Source organism: Streptomyces sp. NPDC014864 (assembly GCF_043081525.1).
Classification (GTDB): Bacteria; Actinomycetota; Actinomycetes; order Streptomycetales; family Streptomycetaceae; genus Streptomyces.
The window spans coordinates 231,316-254,690 of the sequence record NZ_JBIBWT010000003.1; the positions used below are offsets into that span (position 1 = coordinate 231,316).

General features: G+C 73.4%; 21 protein-coding genes. 12 read left to right on the forward strand and 9 right to left on the reverse strand.

The features are described 5' to 3' along the window. Nucleotides 1-21 precede the first annotated feature (21 nt). The gene (locus ACF1A5_RS07545; protein ID WP_392191895.1) at nucleotides 22-2,805 is read right to left on the reverse strand and encodes a SpoIIE family protein phosphatase; all 2,784 of its coding nucleotides are present in this window, start codon (nucleotides 2,803-2,805) and stop codon (nucleotides 22-24) included. A 245-nt stretch (nucleotides 2,806-3,050) separates the two neighbouring features. On the opposite strand from ACF1A5_RS07545, the gene ACF1A5_RS07550 reads away from it, so the two are divergent. From ACF1A5_RS07550 to ACF1A5_RS07560, 3 genes are read left to right on the forward strand one after another with little or no spacing between them, the layout of a single operon-like run. Further along, the gene (locus tag ACF1A5_RS07550; protein ID WP_392191896.1) at nucleotides 3,051-3,509 is read left to right on the forward strand and encodes a DUF6325 family protein; all 459 of its coding nucleotides are present in this window, start codon (nucleotides 3,051-3,053) and stop codon (nucleotides 3,507-3,509) included. A 44-nt stretch (nucleotides 3,510-3,553) separates the two neighbouring features. Further along, nucleotides 3,554-3,859, forward strand: a complete 306-nt coding sequence (locus tag ACF1A5_RS07555; RefSeq protein ID WP_392191897.1) for an SHOCT domain-containing protein — start codon at nucleotides 3,554-3,556, stop codon at nucleotides 3,857-3,859. Between the two features lie 31 nt (nucleotides 3,860-3,890). Then, nucleotides 3,891-4,346 carry a hypothetical protein gene (locus tag ACF1A5_RS07560; protein WP_392191898.1) on the forward strand — a complete coding sequence of 152 codons (456 nt, stop codon included), beginning with the start codon at nucleotides 3,891-3,893 and terminating at the stop codon, nucleotides 4,344-4,346. Nucleotides 4,347-4,362: 16 nt separating this feature from the next. Here the strand turns inward: ACF1A5_RS07560 and ACF1A5_RS07565 are convergent, their stop codons facing one another. The 4 genes from ACF1A5_RS07565 to ACF1A5_RS07580 all read right to left on the reverse strand — a co-directional run bounded on the left by ACF1A5_RS07565 (nucleotide 4,363) and on the right by ACF1A5_RS07580 (nucleotide 7,006). Next, nucleotides 4,363-5,073 carry an alpha/beta fold hydrolase gene (locus ACF1A5_RS07565; RefSeq protein WP_392191899.1) on the reverse strand — a complete coding sequence of 237 codons (711 nt, stop codon included), beginning with the start codon at nucleotides 5,071-5,073 and terminating at the stop codon, nucleotides 4,363-4,365. Nucleotides 5,074-5,198: 125 nt separating this feature from the next. After that, entirely contained in the window at nucleotides 5,199-5,612 is a 414-nt protein-coding gene (locus tag ACF1A5_RS07570) for an ATP-binding protein (RefSeq protein ID WP_392191900.1), read from the reverse strand. An 80-nt stretch (nucleotides 5,613-5,692) separates the two neighbouring features. Continuing rightward, complete coding sequence (locus tag ACF1A5_RS07575) at nucleotides 5,693-6,394, reverse strand: SDR family NAD(P)-dependent oxidoreductase (protein WP_392191901.1); 702 nt, start codon at nucleotides 6,392-6,394, stop codon at nucleotides 5,693-5,695. Between the two features lie 30 nt (nucleotides 6,395-6,424). Continuing rightward, complete coding sequence (locus ACF1A5_RS07580) at nucleotides 6,425-7,006, reverse strand: DUF4383 domain-containing protein (RefSeq protein WP_392191902.1); 582 nt, start codon at nucleotides 7,004-7,006, stop codon at nucleotides 6,425-6,427. Nucleotides 7,007-7,257: 251 nt separating this feature from the next. Between ACF1A5_RS07580 and dps the strand changes: the two genes are divergently transcribed. Then, nucleotides 7,258-7,821 carry a DNA starvation/stationary phase protection protein Dps gene (dps, locus tag ACF1A5_RS07585; RefSeq protein WP_392191903.1) on the forward strand — a complete coding sequence of 188 codons (564 nt, stop codon included), beginning with the start codon at nucleotides 7,258-7,260 and terminating at the stop codon, nucleotides 7,819-7,821. A gap of 291 nt (nucleotides 7,822-8,112) precedes the next feature. Here the strand turns inward: dps and ACF1A5_RS07590 are convergent, their stop codons facing one another. Further along, nucleotides 8,113-8,472 (reverse strand): STAS domain-containing protein, encoded by a 360-nt coding sequence (locus ACF1A5_RS07590; protein ID WP_392191904.1) that lies wholly within the window; start codon nucleotides 8,470-8,472, stop codon nucleotides 8,113-8,115. 233 nt (nucleotides 8,473-8,705) lie between these two features. Between ACF1A5_RS07590 and ACF1A5_RS07595 the strand changes: the two genes are divergently transcribed. After that, nucleotides 8,706-8,900, forward strand: a complete 195-nt coding sequence (locus ACF1A5_RS07595) for a hypothetical protein (protein ID WP_392191905.1) — start codon at nucleotides 8,706-8,708, stop codon at nucleotides 8,898-8,900. A gap of 236 nt (nucleotides 8,901-9,136) precedes the next feature. On the opposite strand, the gene ACF1A5_RS07600 is transcribed toward ACF1A5_RS07595, so the two are convergent. Beyond that, nucleotides 9,137-10,582, reverse strand: coding sequence for a glyceraldehyde-3-phosphate dehydrogenase (locus ACF1A5_RS07600; RefSeq protein WP_392191906.1), 1,446 nt, complete (start codon nucleotides 10,580-10,582; stop codon nucleotides 9,137-9,139). Between the two features lie 542 nt (nucleotides 10,583-11,124). On the opposite strand from ACF1A5_RS07600, the gene ACF1A5_RS07605 reads away from it, so the two are divergent. The 3 genes from ACF1A5_RS07605 to ACF1A5_RS07615 all read left to right on the forward strand — a co-directional run bounded on the left by ACF1A5_RS07605 (nucleotide 11,125) and on the right by ACF1A5_RS07615 (nucleotide 14,570). Next, entirely contained in the window at nucleotides 11,125-11,808 is a 684-nt protein-coding gene (locus ACF1A5_RS07605) for a toxin-antitoxin system, toxin component (RefSeq protein ID WP_392191907.1), read from the forward strand. 48 nt (nucleotides 11,809-11,856) lie between these two features. Continuing rightward, complete coding sequence (locus ACF1A5_RS07610; RefSeq protein WP_392191908.1) at nucleotides 11,857-13,044, forward strand: MAB_1171c family putative transporter; 1,188 nt, start codon at nucleotides 11,857-11,859, stop codon at nucleotides 13,042-13,044. Between the two features lie 143 nt (nucleotides 13,045-13,187). Beyond that, nucleotides 13,188-14,570 carry a pyridine nucleotide-disulfide oxidoreductase gene (locus ACF1A5_RS07615; RefSeq protein ID WP_392192102.1) on the forward strand — a complete coding sequence of 461 codons (1,383 nt, stop codon included), beginning with the start codon at nucleotides 13,188-13,190 and terminating at the stop codon, nucleotides 14,568-14,570. Between the two features lie 104 nt (nucleotides 14,571-14,674). Here the strand turns inward: ACF1A5_RS07615 and ACF1A5_RS07620 are convergent, their stop codons facing one another. Then, a complete protein-coding gene (locus ACF1A5_RS07620) occupies nucleotides 14,675-15,406 on the reverse strand; it encodes a ferritin-like domain-containing protein (RefSeq protein WP_392191909.1) in 732 nt (243 codons plus the stop codon). Between the two features lie 80 nt (nucleotides 15,407-15,486). Beyond that, complete coding sequence (locus tag ACF1A5_RS07625; RefSeq protein WP_392191910.1) at nucleotides 15,487-18,021, reverse strand: DUF4132 domain-containing protein; 2,535 nt, start codon at nucleotides 18,019-18,021, stop codon at nucleotides 15,487-15,489. 249 nt (nucleotides 18,022-18,270) lie between these two features. Here ACF1A5_RS07625 and ACF1A5_RS07630 point away from each other — a divergent pair, with 249 nt between their 5' ends. The 4 genes from ACF1A5_RS07630 (at nucleotide 18,271) to ACF1A5_RS07645 (ending at nucleotide 23,315) form a co-directional block, all read left to right on the forward strand. Then, nucleotides 18,271-18,780 carry an STAS domain-containing protein gene (locus ACF1A5_RS07630; protein WP_392191911.1) on the forward strand — a complete coding sequence of 170 codons (510 nt, stop codon included), beginning with the start codon at nucleotides 18,271-18,273 and terminating at the stop codon, nucleotides 18,778-18,780. Next, nucleotides 18,777-20,987 carry a SpoIIE family protein phosphatase gene (locus ACF1A5_RS07635; RefSeq protein WP_392191912.1) on the forward strand — a complete coding sequence of 737 codons (2,211 nt, stop codon included), beginning with the start codon at nucleotides 18,777-18,779 and terminating at the stop codon, nucleotides 20,985-20,987. Before ACF1A5_RS07630 ends, ACF1A5_RS07635 begins: the two co-directional genes overlap by 4 nt. An 86-nt stretch (nucleotides 20,988-21,073) precedes the next feature. Next, on the forward strand, nucleotides 21,074-21,523 hold the full coding sequence (locus ACF1A5_RS07640; protein ID WP_392191913.1) for an ATP-binding protein: 450 nt from the start codon (nucleotides 21,074-21,076) through the stop codon (nucleotides 21,521-21,523). Between the two features lie 151 nt (nucleotides 21,524-21,674). Continuing rightward, the gene (locus ACF1A5_RS07645) at nucleotides 21,675-23,315 is read left to right on the forward strand and encodes an FAD-dependent monooxygenase (protein WP_392191914.1); all 1,641 of its coding nucleotides are present in this window, start codon (nucleotides 21,675-21,677) and stop codon (nucleotides 23,313-23,315) included. Nucleotides 23,316-23,375: the final 60 nt, after the last annotated feature.

Genomic DNA, 23,375 nt, shown 5'->3' on the forward strand with positions numbered 1-23,375 from the left:
GGGTGTCCTGCCGATGGTTCCTCACCAGGCCATGTCGTCCAACAGCGCTGCGGTGGCGGCCGGTTCCGGGGTGCCGTCCAGAATTTGCTCCGCCCAGATGACCTTCCCGTCGGCCACGTAGCGCGTGCCCCAGCGGTCGGCGAACTGCGAGACCAGGAACAGACCGCGCCCCCCTTCGTCGGTGGCGGCCGCCCGCCGCAGGCGCGGTGAGGTGTTGCTGCCGTCCGACACCTCGCAGACCAGCGACCTGCCCAGCAGCATCCGGACGCGCACGGGCGGGGCGCCGTAGCGGATCGCGTTGGTGAGCAGCTCGCTCAGGACGAGCTCCGTGGCGAACGACTCCGCCTCCAGGCCCCACTCGCCCAGCCGGCGGCTCACCTCCGTGCGGACCCGGGACACCTCCCTGGCGTCGAACGGCACGTCCCAGGTGGCGACCCGGGACGGCGCCAGCAGCCGGGTCCGGGCCACCAGCAGTGCCACGTCGTCGCTCGGATGTTCCGGCAGCATCGTCTCCATCAGTGCCCGGCACGTCTCCTCCGGAGTCTGCCCCGGGCGCCCGACGGCCGAACGGAGCAGATCGAGGCCCTCGTCGATGTCGCGCCTTCGGTCCTCCACCAGACCGTCGGTGAACAGCACCAGCCGGCTGCCCTCCGGCAGCTCCAGTTCGCTCGCCTCGAACGGATGCTCACCCACCCCGAGCGGCGGCGACAGCGGCAGCTCCGGGAAGGTCACCCGCCCCAGCGGGTCCACGACGGCCGGCGCGACATGACCGGCGCGGGACAGGGTGCACCGCCCGCCGACGGGATCGTAGATGGCGTACAGGCAGGTGGCACCCGTGACGGGCGCCTGCTCGCCGTCGGTGCCCGCCGTCTGGGTGTCCAGCCGCATCACCATCTCGTCGAGATGGCCGAGCAGTTCGTCCGGAGGAAGGTCCAGCGACGAGAAGTTCAGCACCGCCGTGCGCAGACGCCCCATCGTCACCGCGGCGTGCAGACCGTGCCCCACCACGTCGCCGACCACCAGCGCAACCCGGAAGCCGGGCAACGGCACCACGTCGAACCAGTCGCCGCCCACACCGGACTGCGCCGGCAGATACCGCCACGCCACCTCCAGCGCCTCCTGGTCGGGAAGGTCCCGGGGCAGCAGACTGCGCTGCAGCGTCACCGCCATCGCGTGCTCGCGCGAGTAGCGGCGCGCGTTGTCGATCGCCACGGCGGCCCGCGCCACCAGCTCCTCGGCGACCGCCACGTCCTCCTCCTCGAACCGCGGCGCGTCGGCGCCCCGCCAGAAGTTCACCACGCCCAGCACCACGCCCCGCGCCCGCAACGGCACCGTGATCAGCGAGTGGATGCCGTACGCCAGCACCTGCCGCGCACCCTCCGGGTCCTGGGCCCGCCAGTCCCGGGCGTCGTGCAGGTCGGGCACGCGCACGGCCTTGCCACGCTGCAACGCCGCCACCGTCGGCGTGTCGGCCACCACGAACTGGATCAGATCACCCACCGGCTGGAGCGGATGCCCCGTCCGCGACCCGCGCAACGCGGTGCGCCGCATCCTCCGTACGGCGCCCGTGGGCTCCTCGCCCCGCAGCACCGAGTCGAGCAGCTCCACGGTGACGAAGTCCGCCATCCGGGGGACCGCCACGTCGGCGAGTTCCTGCGCCGTACGGCGCACGTCGAGGGTCGTCCCGATCCGCACCCCGGCCTCGTACAGCAGCGTCAGCCGTTCCCGGGCCACCTCGGCCCGGCCCGAGAGGGCCCGCAGCTCGGTGGTGTCGCGGAACGTGGCCACCACGCCCGGCGAGCCGCCGTACGGTGCGGTGAGCCGGACGCTGACCGCCAGCAGCCGGTCGCCGGCCGGGAACACCTCGTCGGAGGCGACCTCCCCCGACGTCAGCAGCCGGGTGATGCCCGGCCCCAGGCCCAGCTCCGTGACCTGCCGCAGGTCGGCGTCGGCAGGCAGGTCCAGCAGTCGGCGCGCCTCGTCGTTGGCGAGGAGGACCCGGCCGTCGGCGCCGATGATGAGCACGCCCTCGCGCACCGCGTGCAGCACCGCGTCGTGGTGCTCGTACATCCGGGTCATCTCGGCCGGCCCGAGGCCGTGGGTCTGCCGGCGCAGCCGCCGGCTGACCAGGGCCGTGCCCGCGGTCGCGAGCGCGAGGGCCAGCGCCGCCGAACCGAGCACCACGGGCACCTGCCAGTCGAGCATGTGTCCCACGGTCTCGACCTGGATCCCGGCGCTCACGATGCCGACCACCCGCCGGCTCTGGTCCAGGACCGGCACCACCGACCGGACGGCGTCCGACGGCTTGCCGTGGAAGTCCTCGGTGAAGGCCTCGCCCGCCGCGGCCCGGCCGACCCCCTCCGCCCGGGTGCCGATCAGCCTCGGGTCCGGATCGGCGACCCGCACGCCGTCCTTGTCCATCACGGACACGAAGTCCACCCCGGAGGCCTGCTGGGTGTTCTCCGCCGCCGTCTGCATCTGCGCGGTCGGGTCCGCCGACTGGAGGGCGAGTGCCGTGCCGGGCGCGTGCGCGAAGGCCTCGGCGGCGGCCATGGAGCGGTTGCGGGCGTTCTGCTCGCCGTCGAGCCGCCCCTGCAGCACCAGGGCTGCGGCCGCCGCCACGACGAGCACCAGCACGACGACGACCTGGAGGAGGAAGACCTGCGTGGAGAGCGTGCGCACGCTGAGCGACGGACGCCGTCCGGGTACGCTCCTGGGCACCGGGCGACGGGACGGATCACTCGAACGCCGGTCGCCGGGCGGTGGAGCCGCTCGCGAACGGGATCGGCGGAAACGTCCGATCATGTCCCCAGTTCTAGCACTGCGGTTCCGTCCCGGGCGACCCGTGTGCCCGGCAGGGACGGGACCGGGCTCCAGGCCCCTGCCCGACGGCCGTCCCGCACGGCGAAACGGCCGTGGGCCGGGCTCGGCGCCGGGCCGGACCCCGAGCACGGCCCGGAGTGCGGGGCCCTCCTCCGCGTGCTGCAATGAGCGGGTGGTCCGCCCCGCCGGCCGCGCACCGGTCCCCGTCCCGCTCCCGAGGAATGGCCATGAACGACGTCGAAGACATGGGTCCCGTCGACTACCTCGTCGTCGAGTTCCCCGGCAACCGCATGACGGGTGAGGGATTCCCGCTGCTGGTCGATCTGGTCGACCGCGGCGTCATCCGCATCCTCGACCTCGCCTTCGTCCGCAAGGAGGCCGACGGGTCCGTCGCCGCCCTGGAGCTGCGGGACCTGGGCGGCGAGACGGACCTCACCGTCTTCGAGGGCGCCTCGTCCGGACTGCTGGACCAGGGCGACGTCGACGAGGCCGGAAAGGCGCTGGAACCCGGCAACTCCGCCGCGGTCCTCGTCTACGAGAACCTGTGGGCCGCGCCCCTGGCCCGTGCGCTGCGCCGGAGCGGGGCGCAGCTCGTGGCGAGCGGCCGGGTCCCCGTCCAGGCCCTTCTCGCCTCGCTGGACGCCGTGGAGGGGACCCCGCCGCCCGGCGGATCCGCGGCCGCCTGAACGCCCCCCACCACCTCTGCAACCGGCAAGGGAGACGAGTGATCATGCCCGGACTGATTCGCGGTGTCGCGCGCACCGCCGTGGTCGCCGGAACCGCAACCGCGGTCTCCAACCGCGTGTCACGGCGGCAGGCGGGACGGTGGGCGCAGCAGGACTACGAGCAACAGCGGCAACAGACCGCCCAGCAGGCGGCGGCACCCGCGCCCGCGGCGCCCGCGGCACCACCACGGTCCACCGAGGAAGACATGGACAACAAGATCGAGCAGCTGAAGCAGCTGGGCGACCTGAAGGCCCAAGGGGTGCTGACGGACGAGGAGTTCGAGGCCCAGAAGCGCAGGGTGCTCGCCTGACCGAGTGCCGCCACCGAAAGACCCGTGCACCATGAGCGATCACGACGACGGCCCCGACCCCGCCCACCGGCCGCCGCCCGGAGTCTCGGACACCACCGTGGAGGCGCTGGGCGCACTGTCGAAGGCGCTGGAGACCACCGAACGCGCCCGCGGCCACCTGTACTCCTTCCACCAGCTCACCGGTACCGCCGACTTCGAGCTCGACCGCGCGGTGGAGCTGCTGCGCGCGGCCGGGCACGGCGCCTGGGCCGAGAAGGTGCAGCGCGACATCCTGGGACGCAACGTGATCCCGGGCCACTGGACCTTCCAGGTCGTCGAGGCCTACGACGCCACCTACTACGAGCCGTTCAAGGCCCTCGAGGCGGCCGCCCGCCAGGAGCTCGCCGGCGGAAGGAACCACCTGTACGAGGCGCGGCTGAAGGAGGAGCGCCGCACCGGCGGCCATCCCGACCACACCGCGCTGCCGGAACCCCCGCCCGTGCCCTGACGTCCCGGACCGGCCGTCACCACACGGGGGGTTCGGCGGCCGTCCAGGCGGGCCCGGGAAGGGGTGCGGCCGCGGCGTCCGGAGTCAGCAGATGCCCGACCACCGACGATGCGGTGCGGTGCCAGTCGCCGAGGCGCCGCAGCATCGCGTGGTCCCCGTTGTCGAGCAGCACCATCGCGGCCCGTGCCCCGGCCCCGCGGGCGCGGCGGACGTACGCGACCGAGGCCGCGGGCGAGGTGACGCGGTCGCGGTTGCCGTGCAGGACGACGACGTGCTTGCCCGCCAGGTGGCCGACCGGTTCGCCGGGCGGACACCACGGCGCGAGCGCCACCACGGCGCGCACCCGCGGGTGCGCCGCGGCGCGCAGTGCGGCGCGCCCGCCCATGGAGTGGCCCACCAGGACGACCGGAAGGCCGCCGGTCAGGTCGTCCAGCTCGCGCAGGGCGCGTTCCGTGTCCCGCAGCGGGTCGGCACGGGCGCCGTTCCAGCCGCGATGGCGGTAGCGCACCTGCGCCAGGAGGACGTCGTCGCGCCCGGAGTCCGCCGCCACGGCGCGCACGAAGGGCCGCATCCGCAGGGCGGCCAGGTGCCAGGGGCGGGACAGCCGCCGGCTCTCCTCCTGCCCGCCGTGCAGGATCACCACCGCCGCCCGCGCCGGTACCGGGCGATGCCGAACGAGGAGTGCCTTCCCGGCCGGTCGTACCGTGCTGTCCGCAGGCTGCCGCACGTGCGAGCGGTCCTTTCGTGAGGCGCCCGCGGGGGTGCGGGCGCTGTCCGTCGTGGGTCGGGACACGGGGAACGGGGTGCCGTCATGATGCCTGCCCCGGGCCGGTGGCGGGAGCGGAGCCCCCCTCAGACGGCGACGGCCAGCTCGGCCCACACCGTGTGACCGCCGGCCGTGGGCCGGTCTCCCCAGTCCCGGGACACGGCGTCGACGACGTACAGCCCCCGGCCCTCCTCGCCGAGCGAGAAGGCGGGATGCCGCCAGTGGGCGCGGACGGCGTCGGCGTCGAAGGGCGGCCCGCAGTCGGTCACCTCGATGCGCACCGCGGGCGGATCGCCCCGGGCGCAGCGCAGCGTCACCGCCACCCGTACCGGCGGTTCGCCGTGCAGGATGGCGTTGGCGGCCAGCTCGCTGAGGACGAGGCCCGCGTCGTCGGCGAGTTCGCCCATGCCCCAGTCGACGAGCTGCCCGCGGACGGCGGTGCGCAACCTGGTCACCCAGCGGACCGAGCGACAGGCGGAGCGACCGTAGGCGCTGTTCATCTCGGCCCCCTCTCTCGCTCTCCGTAGGTGATACGTCGCGGCGGCGCCGACGGATGGGTGGGAGCGGGGCGGTTGCCGTCCTAACCGGCCGTTTCCAGGTTTCCGTCCGAGCCCGCACGCACCATGCGCCCTCCCGACGACAGCGCGTCGACGATCGCGTCGACCGCCTGCCCGAGCGGCAGCCCGTCCGGCAGGGGCGGCGGACTGCCGGTCACGGCCCGCCCGGCGAACCCCGTGGCCAGGTGGGGCAGGCAGATCTCCAGGACGTCGACCCCGGAACGCCGCCGTTCCCGCCGTACCGCGGTCAGCCAGGCGGACAGCGTCGCCTTCGCCGCCGCGTAGTCCGCCATGCCGGCCGGTGACGACTGTGCGACCACGCCGGTGACGGCGGCGAGCACCCCTCCCGACCGCACCAGGGACAGCGCGGCGCGCACGAAGGCGATGGGCGCGAGGGCGTTCACGGTGACGAGATGCTCGGCCACCGCGTCGCTCACCGACTCCGCCGGACCGAAGGCGGGAACCCCCACGCACACGACCACGGCGTCCAGGCCGCCGAGCCGCTGTGCCGCCCAGGACACCGTGTGCGCGCAGGAGTCCAGGTCGTAGGCGTCGAAGCGGCGGGTCGGGATGCCTCCGCACGCGTCCGACAGCCTGCGCAGCGCGGCCTCGTCCCGTCCCGCCGCCGCCGTGGCGGCGCCGAGCCGGTGCAGTCGGTCCACCAGGGCGCCGCCGAGGTCGCCGGTGGCACCGGGCACTAGGATCCGGGCGGATCGCACGTCCATGGCATGCCTCCTGTGATGAGAGCCGGTCGGTCACTTCCCCGGCCGGCCGGCCGGGGGCACGGATGCGGAGGAGAGCGCACGGGCGCCCCGCGCGGCGGAGACCTCGGGACCCCCCTGCGCCCGGCGCAGGGCCGGCGCCTCGTGGGCCGCCTCACGGGCGTGGCGCCGGCGCCAGTACGGGTTGTCGTGCGGCAGCTTGCTCGAGACCCGCCCGTACATGCCGAACGTGAGGATCACGAGCCCCATGACGAAGCTGAACATGACGTTGGTCATCCCGAAGTCGAGGACGTTGGCGGGGCGGTCCAGGATGAAGATGTGGGCGAACCCGCTGAGCAGGAACAGCGTGCCGACGGTCATGTTCAGCGTGGAGGCGAAGTTCCCGCCCACGACGGCCCCGCCGATGAGGACGAGGCCGACGACCACGGAGATGAGGCTCAGCACGCCGTTGGTCGACATACCGGCGATGTGACGGCCGTTGGTGTTGAAGGGACTGAGCTCGTCGGCGAAACCGAGACAGCCGAAGGTCAGCAGCACCAGGCCGCAGAAGGCGGCGCCGTAGCGGTAGACCGTCGCGAGCCTGTGGTCGACGGGCAACTCGTCACTCAGCTTCATGGCGGTTCCTTTCGGGACGGTGACCGCTCGGTCCCGGTCGGCCGGAGCCGTGCGGCGGGCCCGTCGGGCCGGTCGGCCGTGCACCCCTTGTTCCGAACAAACCGGGTGAACGGTTGCAGCTCCCCGGCCTGCCGTCCGTGCGGGGCCGCACTGGCCCGTTCGGTCCCCGAGCACGGGGAAGTACGTCTGTCCCCGGCTCGACGGGGCATGAGTGCAGGGGCCACACGTACGACATGGAGGTAACGGAACACATGGCACAGGACCTCACCCCCGAGTACACGGTTCCCGGCGTGGAGCTCGACGCCGCCGGCCGGCTCATCGGTCTGCTCCGTATGCGCCTGCACGCGCTGAACGACCTCCACCTCACGCTCAAGCACGTCCACTGGAACGTGGTCGGCCCGCACTTCATCGCGGTGCACGAGATGGTCGACCCGCAGGTCGACCGCGTCCGCGACATGGCCGACGACGTGGCCGAGCGCATCGCGGCGCTCGGCGGCGTGGCGCAGGGGACCCCCGGTGCCCTCGTCGAGGAACGGAAGTGGGAGGACTACTCGATCGGCCGGGCCGACGCCATCGCGCACCTGGGCGCCCTCGACCTCGTCTACACCGGCGTGATCAAGGACGTGCGGGCCGCGATCAAGGAGGCGGCCGAGGCCGACCCGGCGACCGAGGACCTGCTCATCGAACAGCTGCGTGACCTGGAGCAGTTCCAGTGGTTCGTCCGGGCGCACCTGGAGAGCTCCGGCGGCAAGCTGGCGACCGCGGGCGCGTCGACCGAGACCGACGCGGCCTCGCGCGGCGCCGACCTGGGCTGACGACCGCGGAGCCTGCCCGCACCGGGCGGATGGGCGGTCGCGGGCCGCGGTCGCCGGACCTTCCCAGGAGCCGGTTCCGGCGTCCGGTACGCGGGCGGCGGGGCCGGCTCCCGTCTTTCCGGGGGCGGGGCGCGTGACGTTCTGCCCCTGGCCGCCGTTCCGGTCGTCGTCGCCGTGCGTGACCGCGCCGCTCGTGGTCGCCGCGGGCCTGGTGCGCGGTTCCCCTCGGGGCCGGTCCGTGGTCCCTTCAGCGGCGGACCCCGGTCGCCTCGGTCCCGGTCCGCGGTCGTTTCAGGGCCGGTCGAGGCGCAGGGCCGTGCTGCGGGAGTCGGTCACGGTGAAGTGCTCCAGGGTGCCGCTGACCGTGAGAAGTCTTCGGATCGCCGGGTGCAGGGGGCCGAGCAGGACGAGCTCACGCCCCGCCGCGCTGTGCCGGCGCCGGGCATCGAGCAGGGCGTTGAGCAGCGCGCTGTCGCCGAAGGTGACCGCGGACAGGTCCACCACCGTGACGGGCAGCGCGGTCTCCTCGGCCTCGGCCCAGGCGGCCTGGAGGAGGTCGCACTCGTCGTAGTCGACCTCGCCGCGCACCGCGATCTCGAAGACGCGGGGGTGACGTGTGACGTGCACTGTTGTCCGGGAGTCGTGCTGCATGGCGCCATCGTGACATCGACGGCTCCCCGCAGACCAGGCAGGGCGATCACGACGCGCCGTTCGTGACACGCGACACCCTCGGATCGGCGGCGAGGCAGGGGATGCCGCAAACCCGCTGGTGGGAACGCGGCGGTGGTGCCGCCATCACCCGAATGGGCTGCGCCCGTTTCGCCCTTGACGCTTGCGCAGGTTCTCCTGGAGTGAGAAAGGCGTCCACGATTGGGAGGCCGATCATGTACGAGATGTGCGTGGGCCCGGAGAAAACGGGCGCGGCGTTGGTATGGCACGTGGTGGCCAAGCAGGCACATGCCACCTTGTGCGGGCAGCGCTTCGCCGAACGACTCGACGCGTCCCACGGGGAGCGGACAGCTCATTGTTCCCTGTGCATGGCCGCGTTCGCGAAGCTGATGACGGCCGCGCCGAGCTGATCTCCTGAGCAGGGCGGCCACCGGCCGACCGGAGATGTGTGCGTCGGCCTGTCCGCCGGCCCGTGCGACGGACGTGCCGACGGACGTGCCGACGGGCGGTTCCGACGGCGGTCCGTCCAACGGACGGTTCCGGCTCGCCGGTCCGGACGCCACCGTACGGCGCGTCACGCGCGGTGCGGTGGCGTCCGGGCGTCCGGGCCGTGGGGACGCCGGGCCGGGTCCGGAGCGTGCTGGGATCAGACCGCCGGGGCCGGGTAGGTCGGGTACTCGACGCCCGAGACGTACTGGACGACGCGGACGACCTGGCAGGAGTAGCCGAACTCGTTGTCGTACCAGAGGTAGAGGATCGCGTTGTCGCCGTCCACCTTGGTGGCGCCGGCGTCGACGATCGAGGCGTTGCGCGAGCCGATGAAGTCGCTGGAGACCGCGTCGGGGGCGCTGGTGAAGTCGATCTGGCGCTTGAGCGGCGAGGTCAGCGACACATGGCGCAGGTAGTCGAGGACCTCCTGGCGGTCGGTCTCGCGCGCGAGCTGCAGGTTCAGGATCGCGATGGACACGTCCGGCACCGGGACGCGGATCGAGCTGCCGGTGATCTTCGCCTTGAGGTCGGGCAGCGCCTTGGCGACGGCGGAGGCGGCACCGGTCTCGGTGATGACCATGTTGAGCGGCGCGGAACGGCCGCGGCGGTCCGCCTTGTGGTAGTTGTCCAGCAGGTTCTGGTCGTTGGTGAACGAGTGGACGGTCTCCACGTGGCCGCGCAGTACGCCGAACTCGTCGTCCATCGCCTTCAGCGGCGGGACGATCGCGTTGGTGGTGCAGGACGCGCAGGACAGGATCCGCTCGTCCGGCTTGATCATGTCGTGGTTGACGCCGTGCACGATGTTGGGGACGTCGCCCTTGCCGGGCGCGGTCAGGACGACCTTGTCGATGCCGGGGCGCAGGTGCTTCGACAGGCCCTCGCGGTCGCGCCACTTGCCGGTGTTGTCGATGAGAATGGCGTTCTTGATGCCGTACGCCGTGTAGTCGACCTCGGTCGGGTCGTTGGCGTGGATCACCTTGATCGCGTTGCCGTTGGCGACGATCGTGCTGTTCGCCTCGTCCACGGTGATGGTGCCCTGGAACTGGCCGTGTATGGAGTCGCGGCGCAGCAGCGAGGCACGCTTGACGAGGTCCTGGTCGCCGCCTCCGCGCACCACGATGGCGCGCAGCCGCAGCCCGTTGCCGGAGCCGGACTTCTCGATCAGCAGGCGGGCCACGAGGCGGCCGATGCGGCCGAAGCCGTAGAGGACGACGTCCCGTCCCTCGCCGCGCTCGATCTTGTTGGCGCCGGTGGCGCCGGCGACGGCCTCGGCGGTGAACGCCTCCACCGTCAGGCCGCGGTCGTCGGCCTTGTACGTCGCGGCGAGCATGCCGAGGTCGATCTGGGACGGGCCGAGGTCGAGCGTGGTGAGAGCCTGCAGGAACGGCAGCGTCTCGGTGACCGTGAGCTCCTCGCCGGCGATCTGCCGGGCGAACCGGTGGGTCTTGAGGATGCTGACCACCGACTTGTTCACCAAGGAGCGGCTGTGCAGCAGGATCGTCACGTCCCGCTCGCGGTGCAGCTTCCCGATGATGGGGATCATGGACTCCGCGATCTCTTCGCGGTTCTTCCAGTTGGTGAACGAGTCGTCGTTGACAGTCACAGGATCATCTTTCGAGCTAGGCAGCGCTCATATGCTAACCCCAGGTTGATTCGATTTTGCCGGGGGTGGCTGCCAGCCTGTGACCTTCGCGAAGTCCGCGATGGGGGCCGCGACTTCGGTCAGAGCAGGGGAAGGGCGGCGGACTGCCCTGGCACGGGTGCCGTCGCCCGTCAGGGAGAGCGCGAAGCGTCCGGCCGACCGGAAGGTGAAGGAGGCGGACGCGAGGGTCCGCTCCGGTCCGTGACCAGGGCAGTCGTGGCTCAGGGAGCCATGGTCAGCGTAAGTCGGCCGGAGCCGCGCGGCATCTCGGGCGCGTCCGTCCCCCCTTGCCTTTGATCGCAATTGGGCTTGATCCGGTCTGGTCGGCCCGCTCCCCACCGGCTACGGTCCTGCCGACATCGCGTCACCCGGCCCGGCGCAACCACCCGGGCCGGCGCACCCGCCCCGGCCGGACCCGGCCGACCCGGCGGATCCGAGGGGGGAACCGGCATTCCTCCGCGCAGGGCGGTGGCGTGCCGCACACCTGGTGAGATGGGCATGGGATGAGTGACAGCACGGGGGACTCCGGCCGGAGGTCCGCGGCGCACGGCAGACGGGCGGGCGCGCCGAGGGGGCGGGCCAGACACGCCGGTACGAAGGAGATGCGGCGGCTCAGCGACCGGCTCGTGGCGAACCTGCAGCGGTCGGCGTCCGACGAGGCGTCGGTCTTCGCCGCTCTCGGCCACACCCTCAGCCAGGTCCGGGGACGCCCCGTACACCTGCGCGGCTTCGCCTTCCCTCCGCACACGGCGAGCGGGCTGTGGGTGGACCGCGCCGAGCACGACCTGATCGCCTACGAGGAGAAGACGGACCCCGACCACCAGCTCGTGATCATCGGACACGAGGTCTGGCACATGTTCCAGGGGCACTGCGTCAACCGCACCGAGCGCGGTCCCGCGGCCCCCCGGGCCCGTCGGGAGGCCGCGGCGGTGGTCGAGGAGCTGGTGCGGCTGGTCTCCGACGACGACGATCTCGCCGCCCTGCCCGCGCGGCACGACGCCGCACTGCACTTCGCCGCCCGCGCGGACGCCGACCACCCCGACGAGCGGGAGGCGGACCGTTTCGGCTTCCGGTTCGCCACCGACGTCCGCACCTTCCTGGAGGATGCCTGCTCCTCGGCCGATCCCGGGGTGCTCTCCTGCCGGATCCGCGCCTCCATGGCGCACCGCGGCATCCCGTGGTCCTGACGGCCCCCGACGGAAACCCGGTGCCGTGGAAAGCGGAGGCGTGAGCCGGTGACGGGCGGATTCTCCTTCTACGTCACCGCCGCGCTGTTGCTGTTCGCCTGCGCCCTGAAGATTCCCGCGCTGCTCAGGCGCCCGCACGACGTGCTGCTGCGCCTGGCCTGCCTCATGCTCCTCCTCGGCGCCGGGATCATGTTCTTCGCCGCGCCGGGGACGATCCCCCGGGTCAACCGGCTCGCCGGGGTGCCGAACTTCTCGGCGCCCCTGGTGTACTCGGTGATGACGGCGTTCTCCGGTGCCAGCCTGCTCCTGTTCGTCCACTGGCGGCCGGCGCCGCCGGAGCAGACCCGGCGCGCGTCCCGGCTGTGCGCCGCGGTGTACGCGGCGGCGATCCTCGCGATCGTCGTGCTCTTCCGGTGCGGCGACGCCCCGGTGGAGCAGACGACCCGGTTCGACATGTACTACGCCACCACGCCGTACATCGGCCAGATGATCGTCACGTATCTGGTCCTGCACGGCGCGGCCTCGGTGGTCACCGGGGTGCTGTCCTGGCGCTGGTCGCGCGAGGTGCGGGGGTCCCTGCGGGGCGGGCTGCTCATGCTGGCCGGCGCCTATCTGATGCACCTGTGCTTCGACACCAGCAAGCTGCTCGGGGTCGCCGCCCGCTGGGCCGGGCGGGACGGGGACGTCCTCAACGACGTGGCGGTGGTGTTCGCGCTGCCCGCAGCCGTCATGGGCATCACGGGATTCGTCCTGCCGCTGGCCGGGCCACGGGTCGCCGAACAGGTCCGGGCGGCCGCCGACTTGTGGCAACTGGCGCCGCTGTGGCGAGAATTGCGTCGTGTCGCCGGCCCGACGGCCGTGCGTGTCTCGTTCGAGTGGTGGGAGATCGACTTCCCGATGCGGCTGACCGGCCGGAAGACGGCCATCTACGACGCGCTCCTCGCCGTCGCCCCCTACTTCGACCGCGACGTGCGCGGCCGGGCGTACCGCGCCGCCCGGGACCGGGGCGAGGACGGAACACGGGCCGCGGCGACGGCGGACGCCGCCATGATCGCCGTCGCGGCCGAGCGCAACCGTCGCGCCCACCGGGTGTCGGGGCCGGTGCCCAACACCACCGACGTCGAAGTGGCCTGGCGCGGGCGGGACTTGATAGCGATCTCGCGCGCGATGACCGCCCCGGCCGTCGAAGAGTCCCGCCGCCGTCACCGCGCCCCCGCAGAAAGCAGCCCGTCATGAGTGGATCGCCCCGTGTCCCCCGTGTCCCGCGTGTCCTCCGCACGCGCGGCGCACGCACCGCTCCCACCGCAGGCAGCCGCGCCGATCGTGCCGAGCGCACCGCCGGCACCCGTGCCGTCGTCGTCGGGGGCGGCCTCGCCGGCATGCTCGCCGCGGCCGCGGTGAAGGACCACTACGATCGCGTCGACATCGTCGAGCCCCACGCCTTCCCGGCCGCCGGGCCCGGTCCGCGCCCCGGTGTCCCGCAGGCCCGGCACGCCCACATCCTGATGTCCGGGGGCGCCGACGCGATCGACGCGCTGCTGCCCGGGACCACCGAGCGCCTGCTGGCCGCCGGCGCGCGCCGCGTCCCGATCACCACCGACATGGTCGTCTACTCCACGGAGGGCTGGTTCCGGCGGTGGCAGCGCGCCACGCAGTATCTGATCGCGTGCAGCCGGGACCTGACCGACTTCGTGGTCCGCGAACAGGTCCTCGCGGACCGGCGCGTCACGGTGCACTCCGGCAGCCGCGTGGTGGGTCTGCTCGGCAGCCGCCGCAGTGTCACCGGGGTGCGGGTAAGGACGCGGTCCGACCGCGCGAGCGACCCGGCCACCGACCTGGCGGCCGACCTGGTCGTGGACACCTCCGGGCGGGGCTCCGGCATGCCGCGGTGGCTGGGCGAACTGGGTGTCGGGGGGCTCGCCGAGGACCGTATCGACTCAGGTCTGGCCTACGCCAGCCGTACCTTCCGTGCCCCGGGCGGTGACGCCTTCCCGTGGCCCGTGGTCAGCGTCCAGGCCAGCCCGCGGGTGCCCGGCCCGGGCCGGAGCGCCGTGCTGGTGCCGGTCGAGGGGGGCCGCTGGATGGTGAGCCTGGCCGGCACCCGCGGCGGAAACCCCGGCCACGACCCGGACGCCTTCACGTCCTTCGCCCGCGGCCTGCGCCACCCCGTCATCGGCGATCTGCTCACGCACGCGGAACCGCTCACCGAGGTCTCCGTCACCCGCAGCACCGCCAACGAGCGCCGCTACTACGAGCGTCTGAAGGTCTGGCCCGAGCAACTGGTCGTCCTCGGCGACGCGGTGGCCGCGTACAACCCCGTGTACGGCCACGGGATGTCCGTCGCCGCGCAGGGGGCACTCGCGCTGCGCGACACACTCGGCCGGCACGGTGCGACGGCCGCCGGCATGGCGCGTGGCGCCCAGCGCGCGATCGCCCGCCCGGTCGCGGCCGCCTGGTCGCTCGCCGTGGGCCAGGACATTCACTACCCCACCACGCTCGGCAGGCAACCGGCCCTGACCGACCGGCTTCTGCAGCGCTACGTCACCCGGCTCTCCCGCGCGGCGACCGGTTCCTTCCACGCGGCGACCGCCCTGACCGAGGTCGTGACCCTCCAGGCCCCGCCCGCCTCACTGCTCAGCCCCGGCGTCCTGGCCTCGGCCCTGGTGGGGCCCCTGCGCCCCCGGCTCTGCGCGCCGCAGTTCACCGCCGCCGAGCGAGGGGCGCTGCGCGAGAATCAGGCTGCCGTGCTGTCCGTCGAGTAGGACGTGCAGACGTACAGGACGTGCAGGACGTGTCGGAGGACTCGGCGCGCGGTGAGAGCAGCGCTCCCGGCCCTGGCAGTTTCCCGCGCCTCTCCCGGAGAGCGTCACCCCCCGCTCGACCACGTGTCCGGCCGGGGGGTCAGTATCGCGGCGGTCACCTCGGCCGAGGAGGCCATGACGTCGGAGACGAAGCGCAGGCGCCCGACGCCGAGCCGGGCCAGTGCCCCGCCATGGTCGACGGCGACGACGAGCGTCACCGCGAGCAGGAGCAGCCGCCACAGGCCAAGTACCGGGCGCCGCACCGGCCGGGGCAGTTGCGCGAGGCAGGAGTGCAGCCGCGCGCAGTGGAAGGGCACATGGCGCTGCTCGTCGGCCAGGATCCGGGCCGCCACGTCCGACGTCAGGCGGTCGCCGGTGCCGTCACGCAGGGCGCGGTAGTAGCGCAGCGCCACCACCTCCGCGATCATCAGCACCAGCAGCTCCAGCCGCAGACCCATCAGCCGCCGCAGCCGTACGAAGACGGTGTCGCTCCAGTGGCCGGCCAGGGTCGGCATACCGCCCGCGGCCAGCAGCAGGGCGAGCAGCCGGGCGTGGTTCTGCTCCTCGGCGACGAACAGCCTGACCGCCCGCGCGTAGTCGGGGTCCCCGGCCTCGTCGGCCTTGGCGACCAGATTGGCGCCGTCACCGTTCTCGCCCACCTGGAAGCGCTGGATGCCGGCCCACACCGCCGGATGCAGGGTCGCGCCCCGCTCCCAGGCCGGGTCTCCCAGGGCCCGCCTGCGCTCGCGCTCTTCCTCGAACCGCCGTACCCACTTGGCGAACTCGCCCGCACCCACCCGGTCTCCCCTCTCCCTCGGGCCACCGCAGCCCGGCCCTTGGAGAAGCACGACGCGAGCGGGCAGCCGAACGTTCCCCCTCACCCGCCGCGCTTGATCTGCGCCAGGACCGACGCGTCGGTGATCGCGGTGTCGGCGGCCAGCATGAGGGCCTTGCTGAGGATCAGGGAGAGGCGGTCGTCCTCGAAGGGCAGGAACACCTTGCCGCCGGTCGCGCGGCGGGCGGGGACGACGCACAGGTAGGTGTCGTCGGGTGCCATGAGGATGTTGGCCGAGCCCAGGTGGATGCGGTAGGTGGTGAGGTCGCCCCGGACGACGAGGTAGCGGCCGTCGAGGGTGCACCGGTCGGCGATCCGCAGGCGCGGCAGGATCCGCGCGAGCGCCTCGCGGCGGATCTCGGCGCTCGCCGTCAGCTCGCCGAAGGTGGCACTCCGCCAGTAGTCGGTCCAGCGGTGCTCACCGCGGTCCGCCCACTCGGGATCGGCCGCGATGGAGGTCACGGCCACGAAGAGATCCACGTCCCGCATCGCCTCGCTGAACACCTGCGGCGGCACCTCGGACAGCCGGGCCTCGCGCCAGCGCCGCCCGTCCCGCCGCGCGAACCGGACCTGGTCCGTGGCCGCGTGCTCGGGCGCGTAGCCGTAGCCGTCGCCGGCGGGCTCGTGGTAGAAGCACGCGCGCCACTCGCCGTCGCCGAACTCCGCGCGCGCCCTGCCGTCGTGGCCGCCGTCGTGCGCGCCGAGGAAGTTCGCCGACCAGCCGCGTTCCTTGAACAGCGCGTACAGCTGCCGGTAGTGCACGATGTGGGCGGCGAAGCGGTTGGAGTAGACGCCTGCCGCCTCCTCCGCCGGAGTGAGCAGGTATATCTCCCGGAACGCCTGCTTGAACGGCTGCCGCACCCGGTCGGCTACGATCCGCGCCCGCCACGCCCCTACCTCGCCCGCACGGGCGCGGATCGGGTGCCACAGCCGGACACGCCCGCACCCGGCGGGCGGCTCGGCCCCGGGCGCCACCGCGTGCCACCCACCGTCGGCGTCCTGGAACTCCCAGATGAGACCGCGGGTGACCACTCCGGTCACCGGATGGTCGCGGTAGTGGCGGCACCACTCCTCGTACGGCCACTCGCGCTCTGCCGACATCAGCGACTCCAGGCGGGCCCGCTCGCCCGCCAGAGTGCCCCGCACCTCCTTGGCCAGGGCCTTGAGTTCCTTCAGCTCGTCCGGGAACCCCTCCTTCACCGCCGCCGGCGCGGTGCGGGAGGCCCGTCCACCGGGGGTGGTGAACGTGAGCCCTGCCGTCGTCGCGTCCTCGACGGCCAACCGGACCCGGTGGCCGCCCAGTTCGCGTTCCACGGAGCCGTCCGGCGTCAGGCCGTGGGCGGGCACACTGCGCTCGACGAGCTGGCCCGCCGTGATGCCCTGCCGCGCGGCGGCCGTCACCAGCGCGGTGTCGACCTGCTTGCGCAGGGCCCGGTGCCTGATCCTCGCCTGGAGTTGCCACAGGGCCTCCAGCGCCGTCGCGTCGCCCACCTCGGCCAGCGCGTTGATCGCCGCGCCCGCGAGCTTGAGGTCCTCGCTCAGGCCGGGCCCGAGGCCGGCCCGCAGGGCCAGCGCGACGAGCCCGGGCACGGCCTCCGGCCCGCCGGTCAGCGCGGCCGCCCAGACGACACCGCGCGCCAGGTCCGCGTCGCCCCGCCGGACGACGGAGTTCCAGGGGTGGCCGCCCTCGGGCCGGCCGGTGTCCGCGTCGCCGACCCCGTCGTAGCTCGGATCGTCCTCGGTCAGGGCCCGCAGCAGGCCGGAGACGAGGCCACGCGCCGAGGCCGCGTCCACGAGCGTGAGACAGGTCCGCCGCCACCGCTGGGTGGGACGCGGTCCCGTCAGGCTCGCCAGATGACGGACGAGGCCGGCCAGCCCCGCCGTCGGCGTGGTCTGCGCGCGGTCGCGCAGCGGGGCGGCCCAGGGGGCGTGCGGGGGGATCAGCCCATCGGGGATCCACGCCTCGTCGATGCTCGCGAGCAGCTCACGCAGGCGGCCGGCGAGCCCGATGCGCAGGCGCGTCTCGACATCGGCCCGCATCAGCTTGGCGTGGGCGCGCCGCAGCCAGGGCGCGAGCGCCCGGTGTCCGTCGGCGCCGAGCCGCTCGGCCACGTCCAGCGTCGTCCCCAGCGACGCGGCGAACCAGAAGCCCATGTCGTACTGCGCGGTGCGGTGCAGCATCACCGCGACCTCGTCGGTCGTCCAGCCGTCCACCCGCCGGACGAGGGCCTTTATCTCGGTGTCGTACTGCCAGAAGCCCCGCTGGTCGAAGCGGGCGGCCAGCATCAGGCACAGCACCGCGGCCCTGCCGTCGTCGTCCGCGCAGTCCGCGAGCCGCCGGTCCATCTCGGCCGAGGTCGCCGCGCACGCCGCCTGCCACCGCTCGTAGGCGTCCGGGCCCTGCCATACGGACGGGTCGCAGCCGGACTCCGACCGCCGGCGTTCCAGCAGGTCGACGAGCCAGCGCACGCGGTCCAGCGCGGCGCATCGCACGTCGTCGAGCGAGTCATGGACACGGGATGCGGCCACCAGGGCGTCGTAGAGCATGTCCGGGATCTTGGCAGGGGGGACTGACATTGATGCTGATACTCGGGTTCCGGCGGTCGTGACCCGGGGACTGACTGACGCCCTGCTGGGCTGTCTTCGCGTTGTTCTGTCCGGCCGCCGGGACCTGTTCAACGCGATCGACCTGCGGGTTCGCCGACTCCGTCGCCTCCGCCGCGCGCACCGCGCCCGGACGGCGGGGACCCGGGACATCGTGGCGGCGGAAGTATTTAGCATGGAGTCGGCATACCGAAGACCGATCGGGTGAAAGGTGCGGCGCGAGTGTTCTCGGTGGAGGTGGTGCGATCCGGTCGCGCCCTCGTGCTCGGCCTGAGCGGCGAGCTGGACCACGAGAGCGTGGTGCAGTTCCACGAGGCCTCGGACACCGCGGTGACAGAAACCTCCCGCAGCGCCTTCACCGGCCCTTACGGCACCGCCTTCACCGGGCCTTCCGCCGCCGTGGTCACTACGGATGCCGACGCCGACGCCACATGGGGCGGTGCCCCGACCCTCGTGGTGGCCGACTGCTCCCGCCTGCTGTTCTGCGATTCCTCCGGCATCGGCGCCTTCGTCCGGCTGTACCAGCGGCTGCTGCCGCACGGCGCGGTGCTGCGGGTCGCCGCCCCGCCGGCCTCGGTGCGGCGGGCGTTCTCCCTGACCGGCCTGGACGGGCCCATCCCCGTGCACCCGACCGTGGACGAGGCGCTGGTCAGGACGGTAGGGCATGATTTGCTGGATGACCTAACGGCCGGGACGCGGCCGCGGACCGCGGGGGAGGGGAGACGGGGATGACGGCCAAGCCCAAGCGGAGGTTGACGCCCCCTGCCGCGTTCCCGGCCGGCCGCGTCCGCAGGGCGCCGGACGCCGAGGACGACCTGTCGGTGCTCTTCGGCCAGTCGAGGGCGCTGTTCGCGTCCCTGGTCGGACCGGCCCACGTCCTGGAGTCGGCCAACCCCGCCTTCTTCGCCGTCATCGGCGGCGGGGGACGGCAGCGCACCGGCGTGCCCCTCGGGGAGCTGGTGCCGGAGCTGGCCACGCCGGACTTCCTCGCCGCGCTGGACCGCGTGTACCGCACCGGCGAGCGCCATGTGGGCCGGGACGTCCGGTTCGTCCTGGGCAGGGGCGCCGGGGCTCACGAGATCTTCGTCGACTTCACCTACGAGGCGCGCCGGGACGCGGGCGGCAACGTCGTGGGCGTCCGCATGATCGGCGTGGAGACCACCCAGGCGAAGCACGCCCAGCGACTGGCCGCCGAGCACCGGGTGCTGCTGGAGCAGATCGCCCGGCAGGCCCCGCTCGAGGTCGTGCTGGACGGCATGTGCCGGGCGATCGAGGAACTGTCCCCCGGTGTGATCGTCTCGGTGCTGCTCGCCGACGAGGACGGACGGCACCTGCGCCACGGAGCGGCCCCGAGCCTGCCCGAGTTCTACAACCGGGCCATCGACGGCATCGCCACCGGGGAGGGGGCCGGCTCCTGCGGCACCGCCGCCTTCCGGCGGGAGCGGGTCGTCGTCACCGACATCGCCGCCGACCCGCTGTGGAAGGACTTCCGGGACCTGGCCGTGCGGGCCGGCGTCGCGGCCTGCTGGTCCACGCCCGTCCTGGCCCGCGACGGACGTCTGCTGGGCACCTTCGCGATGTACCACCGGACGCCGCGCGCCCCGCTGGACGTCGACCTCGCCCTAGCCCGCGTCTTCGCCGACACCGCCGCCCTGGCCGTCGAACGGCACCGGGTCGAGCAGGCGCGCCAGGCCGCCGACGCCCGCGAGAAGGCGGCCCGCGACGATCTCGCCTTCCTGCTGTCGGCCAGCAACGCCCTCGCGGCCATCCTGGACGAGACGCAGATCCTGCACCGGGCGGCCACCCTGTGCACCCCGACCCTGGCGCCCCTGGCCGCGGTCGACGTCCTCGACGCCGGCCGTCTGCGACGCGTGGCGGTGGCGGCACCCACCGCGCAGGACAGTGCCCTCCTGGCCGCCCACATACGGGGCCCCGCCGACCAGGACGCCGTGTCGCGCGTGTTCACGTCCGGCATCACCGAAGTGGCCCGCCGCACGCCCACCGGCCCCGGCCCCTGGGAGGACCTGGGCGTCACCGGCTACCTGTGCATCCCGCTCACGGACCGCGGCCGGCCCTTCGGGGTGCTCACGCTGCTGTCCACCGCCGAGCACTCCTTCGACGGCCACAAGGTCGCGCTGGCGGAGGAGCTGGCGCGCCGCGCCGCCTCCGCCGCCCGCAACGCACGGCAGTACCGGCAGCGCGTCGCCCTCGCCCGGGACCTGCAGACCGGACTGCTCCTGCCCGACCTGCCCGACATCCCCGGCGCCGAGCTGGCCGCCCACTACCACCCCGCGGGCGAGGGCCTGGAGATCGGCGGCGACTTCTACGACCTGTTCCCGCTCGACGACGGATCCTGGGCGTTCGTGCTCGGCGACGTCTGCGGGCGGGGCGCGCTCGCCGCCACCACCACGGCCCTGGTCCGGAACACCGCCCGCGCCGTGGCCCCCTTGCTGCCCGGCCCGGTCGAGGTCGTCGAGGCCGTGGCGAAGGCGCTCAACGACCGGCCGGCGGGCTACGGCAACGGCTTCGTCACCCTCATCTGCGGCCGGATGACCTCCACGCCGGAGGGCCTGGCCGTCGACCTCGTGCGCGCCGGCCACACCCTGCCCCTGCTGCTCGACGCCGAGCACAACGTCACCACCGTCGAGGCCGAGGGCGGCCTGCTCGGTATCGGCATCGACGCGAAACCACGCGTGCGCAGCCTCCTGCTCCGGCCGCACGAGAGCCTGCTGCTCTACACCGACGGCATCACCGAATGCCATCCCCCGACGAGCCGGGAGCAGTACGGCGACGAGCGGCTCGCCCGCGCGCTGGCCGCCGCCCCGCACCGGCCGAGCGCGCAGGACGTCCTCGAAGCCGTCACCGCCGACGTACGGAGGTTCACCGGCGGCGGTGACGTGGACGACGACCAGGCCGCTCTCGTCATCACCGCCAGATGAGCGCGGACGCGACGGCTCCCCCAGCGGGGACGGGGCCGAGGAAGAGGGACGACACGTCGGACGGCAAAGGGGCGAGGCACCGGTTCATGCATCAGGCAGTGGACGAATGCGGCGGTGACGAGCCGCGCACGCGGCCCGTACGTGCGGCCGTGGCCTACGACACCTCCCTGGGCTCGGGACTGATCTCCGACTCCCGGGACTTCGTCCGGTCGTTCCTCCTGCACCTGCAGTCGGCCTGCGACGCCACCGTGTCCCGCCAGGCGACGGCCACGGCCCAGATCGTGGTCAGCGAACTGGTGACCAACGCCCTCAAGTACGCGCGGGGCTCCTGCCTGGTGCAGCTCGAAGCGCGCGCCGACTCCCTCGAGGTGGCGGTGTGGGACTCCAGTCCCGTCCTTCCGGTGGTCCGGCAGCCGGACCCGGGGCGGGTGGGCCAGCACGGCCTGGAGATCGTCAAGGCCCTGTGCCGGAGTGTGGAGAGCCAGTCGGCCTCGGCGGGCAAGTGGGTGCGGGCCGTCGTCGCGCTCACCGACTGACCCACTGACCGACCGAGCGACGGGTCGGCCGGCTCCGGCCTACCGGGAGACTCGTATGCGCGGATCCCCCCGTCCGGTGGCCGTCGGCCGTCGGGGGCGCCAGCATGGAAAGGGAGCGTGTCCGCACGAGGGCACCGTCGGGAGGACGGACATGACCGACGACACCCAGGTCCTGGTCGTGGGCGCGGGCCCGGTGGGCCTGACCGCGGCACTCGAACTACGGCGCCGAGGCGTCGACTGCCGTCTCGTGGACCTCTTGCCCGAACGCCAGCCGTACGCCAGGGCCGTGGGCGTCCAGCCGAGAACGCTGGAGATCTGGGACCGCTCCGGAGTGGCGCGGGCGGCGCTGGACGCCGCGGTGCCCGTGCGCGGACAGCTCGTGTACGTCAACGGAGCCGAACAGGCGCGGATCGAGCTGACGCTGCCGCCCGAAGTGCCGTACGGCTTCGCGGCGCTGCCCCAGTACGAGACCGAGCGCATCCTGGAGGAGCGCCTCGCGGTTCACGGTACACACGTCGAACGCGGCACCGCGCTCGTCTCCTTCACCCAGGACGCGAAGGGCGTCACCAGCAGGCTGCGCACGGCCGCCGAGGAGGACCGTGAGGTCCGGTCGGAGTTCCTCGTCGGATGCGACGGCGCGCACAGCGTCGTACGCAGACAGCTCGGTCTGTCCTTCGAGGGCGGCGCGTTCCCCGAGGAGTACATGCTCGCCGACGTCGAGCTGGACTGGGAACTGCCCGCCGGCTACGGGGTGCGCGCCATGCACCGGGCCGAGGACGGGACCGTCGACGACCTGCTGGTGTGCATCCCGCTGCCCGGCCGGTCCCGCTACCGGGTGTCGACGACGGTCCCGCCCGAGCTGTCGCACCACCGGCCCCCGGACGCGGCGGAGCCGGGCGAGCCGGCGCACGGGCCGGACAACGGTCAGACGCCCCGGATCGACCACATCGAGAAGGTGCTCGAACGACTCTCGCCGGTGCCGTGCACCGCGTCGGCGCTGCGCTGGTCGTCGGTGTTCCGCATCAGCCACCGGATCGTGGACCGCTACGCCGACGGCCGGGTCTTCGTCGCCGGTGACGCCGCGCACATTCACCCGCCCACCGGCGCGCAGGGCATGAACACCGGCATCCAGGACGCGTACAACCTCGCCTGGAAGCTGGCGCTCGCTGTCAAGGGCGTCGCACAGCCCCGGCTCCTGGAGAGCTACGAGGCGGAACGCAGACCGGTCGGAGAGGAGGTCGTCGGCCGTACGGTGCGGCACGCCGCCGAGGGTGTGCAGGCCGACCCCGACGACCCCGCCACCGTGATGACGCGCGAGGCCCAACTGCTCGTCTCCTACCGGGGCAGCCCCGTAGTCGAGCGGGACGCGACCGGGGGACCGGGACCGGGACCGGGACCGGCCGCCGGCGATCGCGCGCCCGACTGCACGGGGCTGCGCGACGCGCTCTGCGCCTTCCCGCTGCGCCTGTTCGACCTGCTGCGGGAGCGCGACCACGTCCTCCTGCTCTACGCCGACTCCGCCGACCGGGCCGCGGACTTCGACGAACTCGCCGACGAGGCGAGGAACGTGGCCCGGGGCGAGCTGACCTGCTACGCACTGCTCGCCGACGGCGTCGAGGCGCCCGGCCTGCTGCTGCCGGTGATCCGCGACGGAGCCGGGGAGTTCCGCCGCGCGTACGGCGCCGAGGGGTCCACCGCGCTCCTGATCCGCCCGGACGGCCACCTCGGTGTGCGAGCCGCTCCGGCGAGCCGCCTGGACGTACTGGCCGCGCTGGCCCGCGTGTTCACCTGAGGCATACGCGTCCCCGCGTGCATCATGACGTGTGACGGCGGCTCAGAGGCCCATGGCCGC

Coding starts and splice junctions, on each gene's coding strand:
- ACF1A5_RS07545 (WP_392191895.1), bottom strand. CDS start 2,805: ATGATCGGACGTTTCCGCCGATCCCGTTCGCGAGCGGCTCCACCGCCC.
- ACF1A5_RS07550 (WP_392191896.1), top strand. CDS start 3,051: ATGAACGACGTCGAAGACATGGGTCCCGTCGACTACCTCGTCGTCGAG.
- ACF1A5_RS07555 (WP_392191897.1), top strand. CDS start 3,554: ATGCCCGGACTGATTCGCGGTGTCGCGCGCACCGCCGTGGTCGCCGGA.
- ACF1A5_RS07560 (WP_392191898.1), top strand. CDS start 3,891: ATGAGCGATCACGACGACGGCCCCGACCCCGCCCACCGGCCGCCGCCC.
- ACF1A5_RS07570 (WP_392191900.1), bottom strand. CDS start 5,612: ATGAACAGCGCCTACGGTCGCTCCGCCTGTCGCTCGGTCCGCTGGGTG.
- ACF1A5_RS07575 (WP_392191901.1), bottom strand. CDS start 6,394: ATGGACGTGCGATCCGCCCGGATCCTAGTGCCCGGTGCCACCGGCGAC.
- ACF1A5_RS07580 (WP_392191902.1), bottom strand. CDS start 7,006: ATGAAGCTGAGTGACGAGTTGCCCGTCGACCACAGGCTCGCGACGGTC.
- dps (WP_392191903.1), top strand. CDS start 7,258: ATGGCACAGGACCTCACCCCCGAGTACACGGTTCCCGGCGTGGAGCTC.
- ACF1A5_RS07590 (WP_392191904.1), bottom strand. CDS start 8,472: ATGCAGCACGACTCCCGGACAACAGTGCACGTCACACGTCACCCCCGC.
- ACF1A5_RS07595 (WP_392191905.1), top strand. CDS start 8,706: ATGTACGAGATGTGCGTGGGCCCGGAGAAAACGGGCGCGGCGTTGGTA.
- ACF1A5_RS07605 (WP_392191907.1), top strand. CDS start 11,125: ATGAGTGACAGCACGGGGGACTCCGGCCGGAGGTCCGCGGCGCACGGC.
- ACF1A5_RS07615 (WP_392192102.1), top strand. CDS start 13,188: ATGCTCGCCGCGGCCGCGGTGAAGGACCACTACGATCGCGTCGACATC.
- ACF1A5_RS07625 (WP_392191910.1), bottom strand. CDS start 18,021: ATGTCAGTCCCCCCTGCCAAGATCCCGGACATGCTCTACGACGCCCTG.
- ACF1A5_RS07635 (WP_392191912.1), top strand. CDS start 18,777: ATGACGGCCAAGCCCAAGCGGAGGTTGACGCCCCCTGCCGCGTTCCCG.
- ACF1A5_RS07640 (WP_392191913.1), top strand. CDS start 21,074: ATGCATCAGGCAGTGGACGAATGCGGCGGTGACGAGCCGCGCACGCGG.
- ACF1A5_RS07645 (WP_392191914.1), top strand. CDS start 21,675: ATGACCGACGACACCCAGGTCCTGGTCGTGGGCGCGGGCCCGGTGGGC.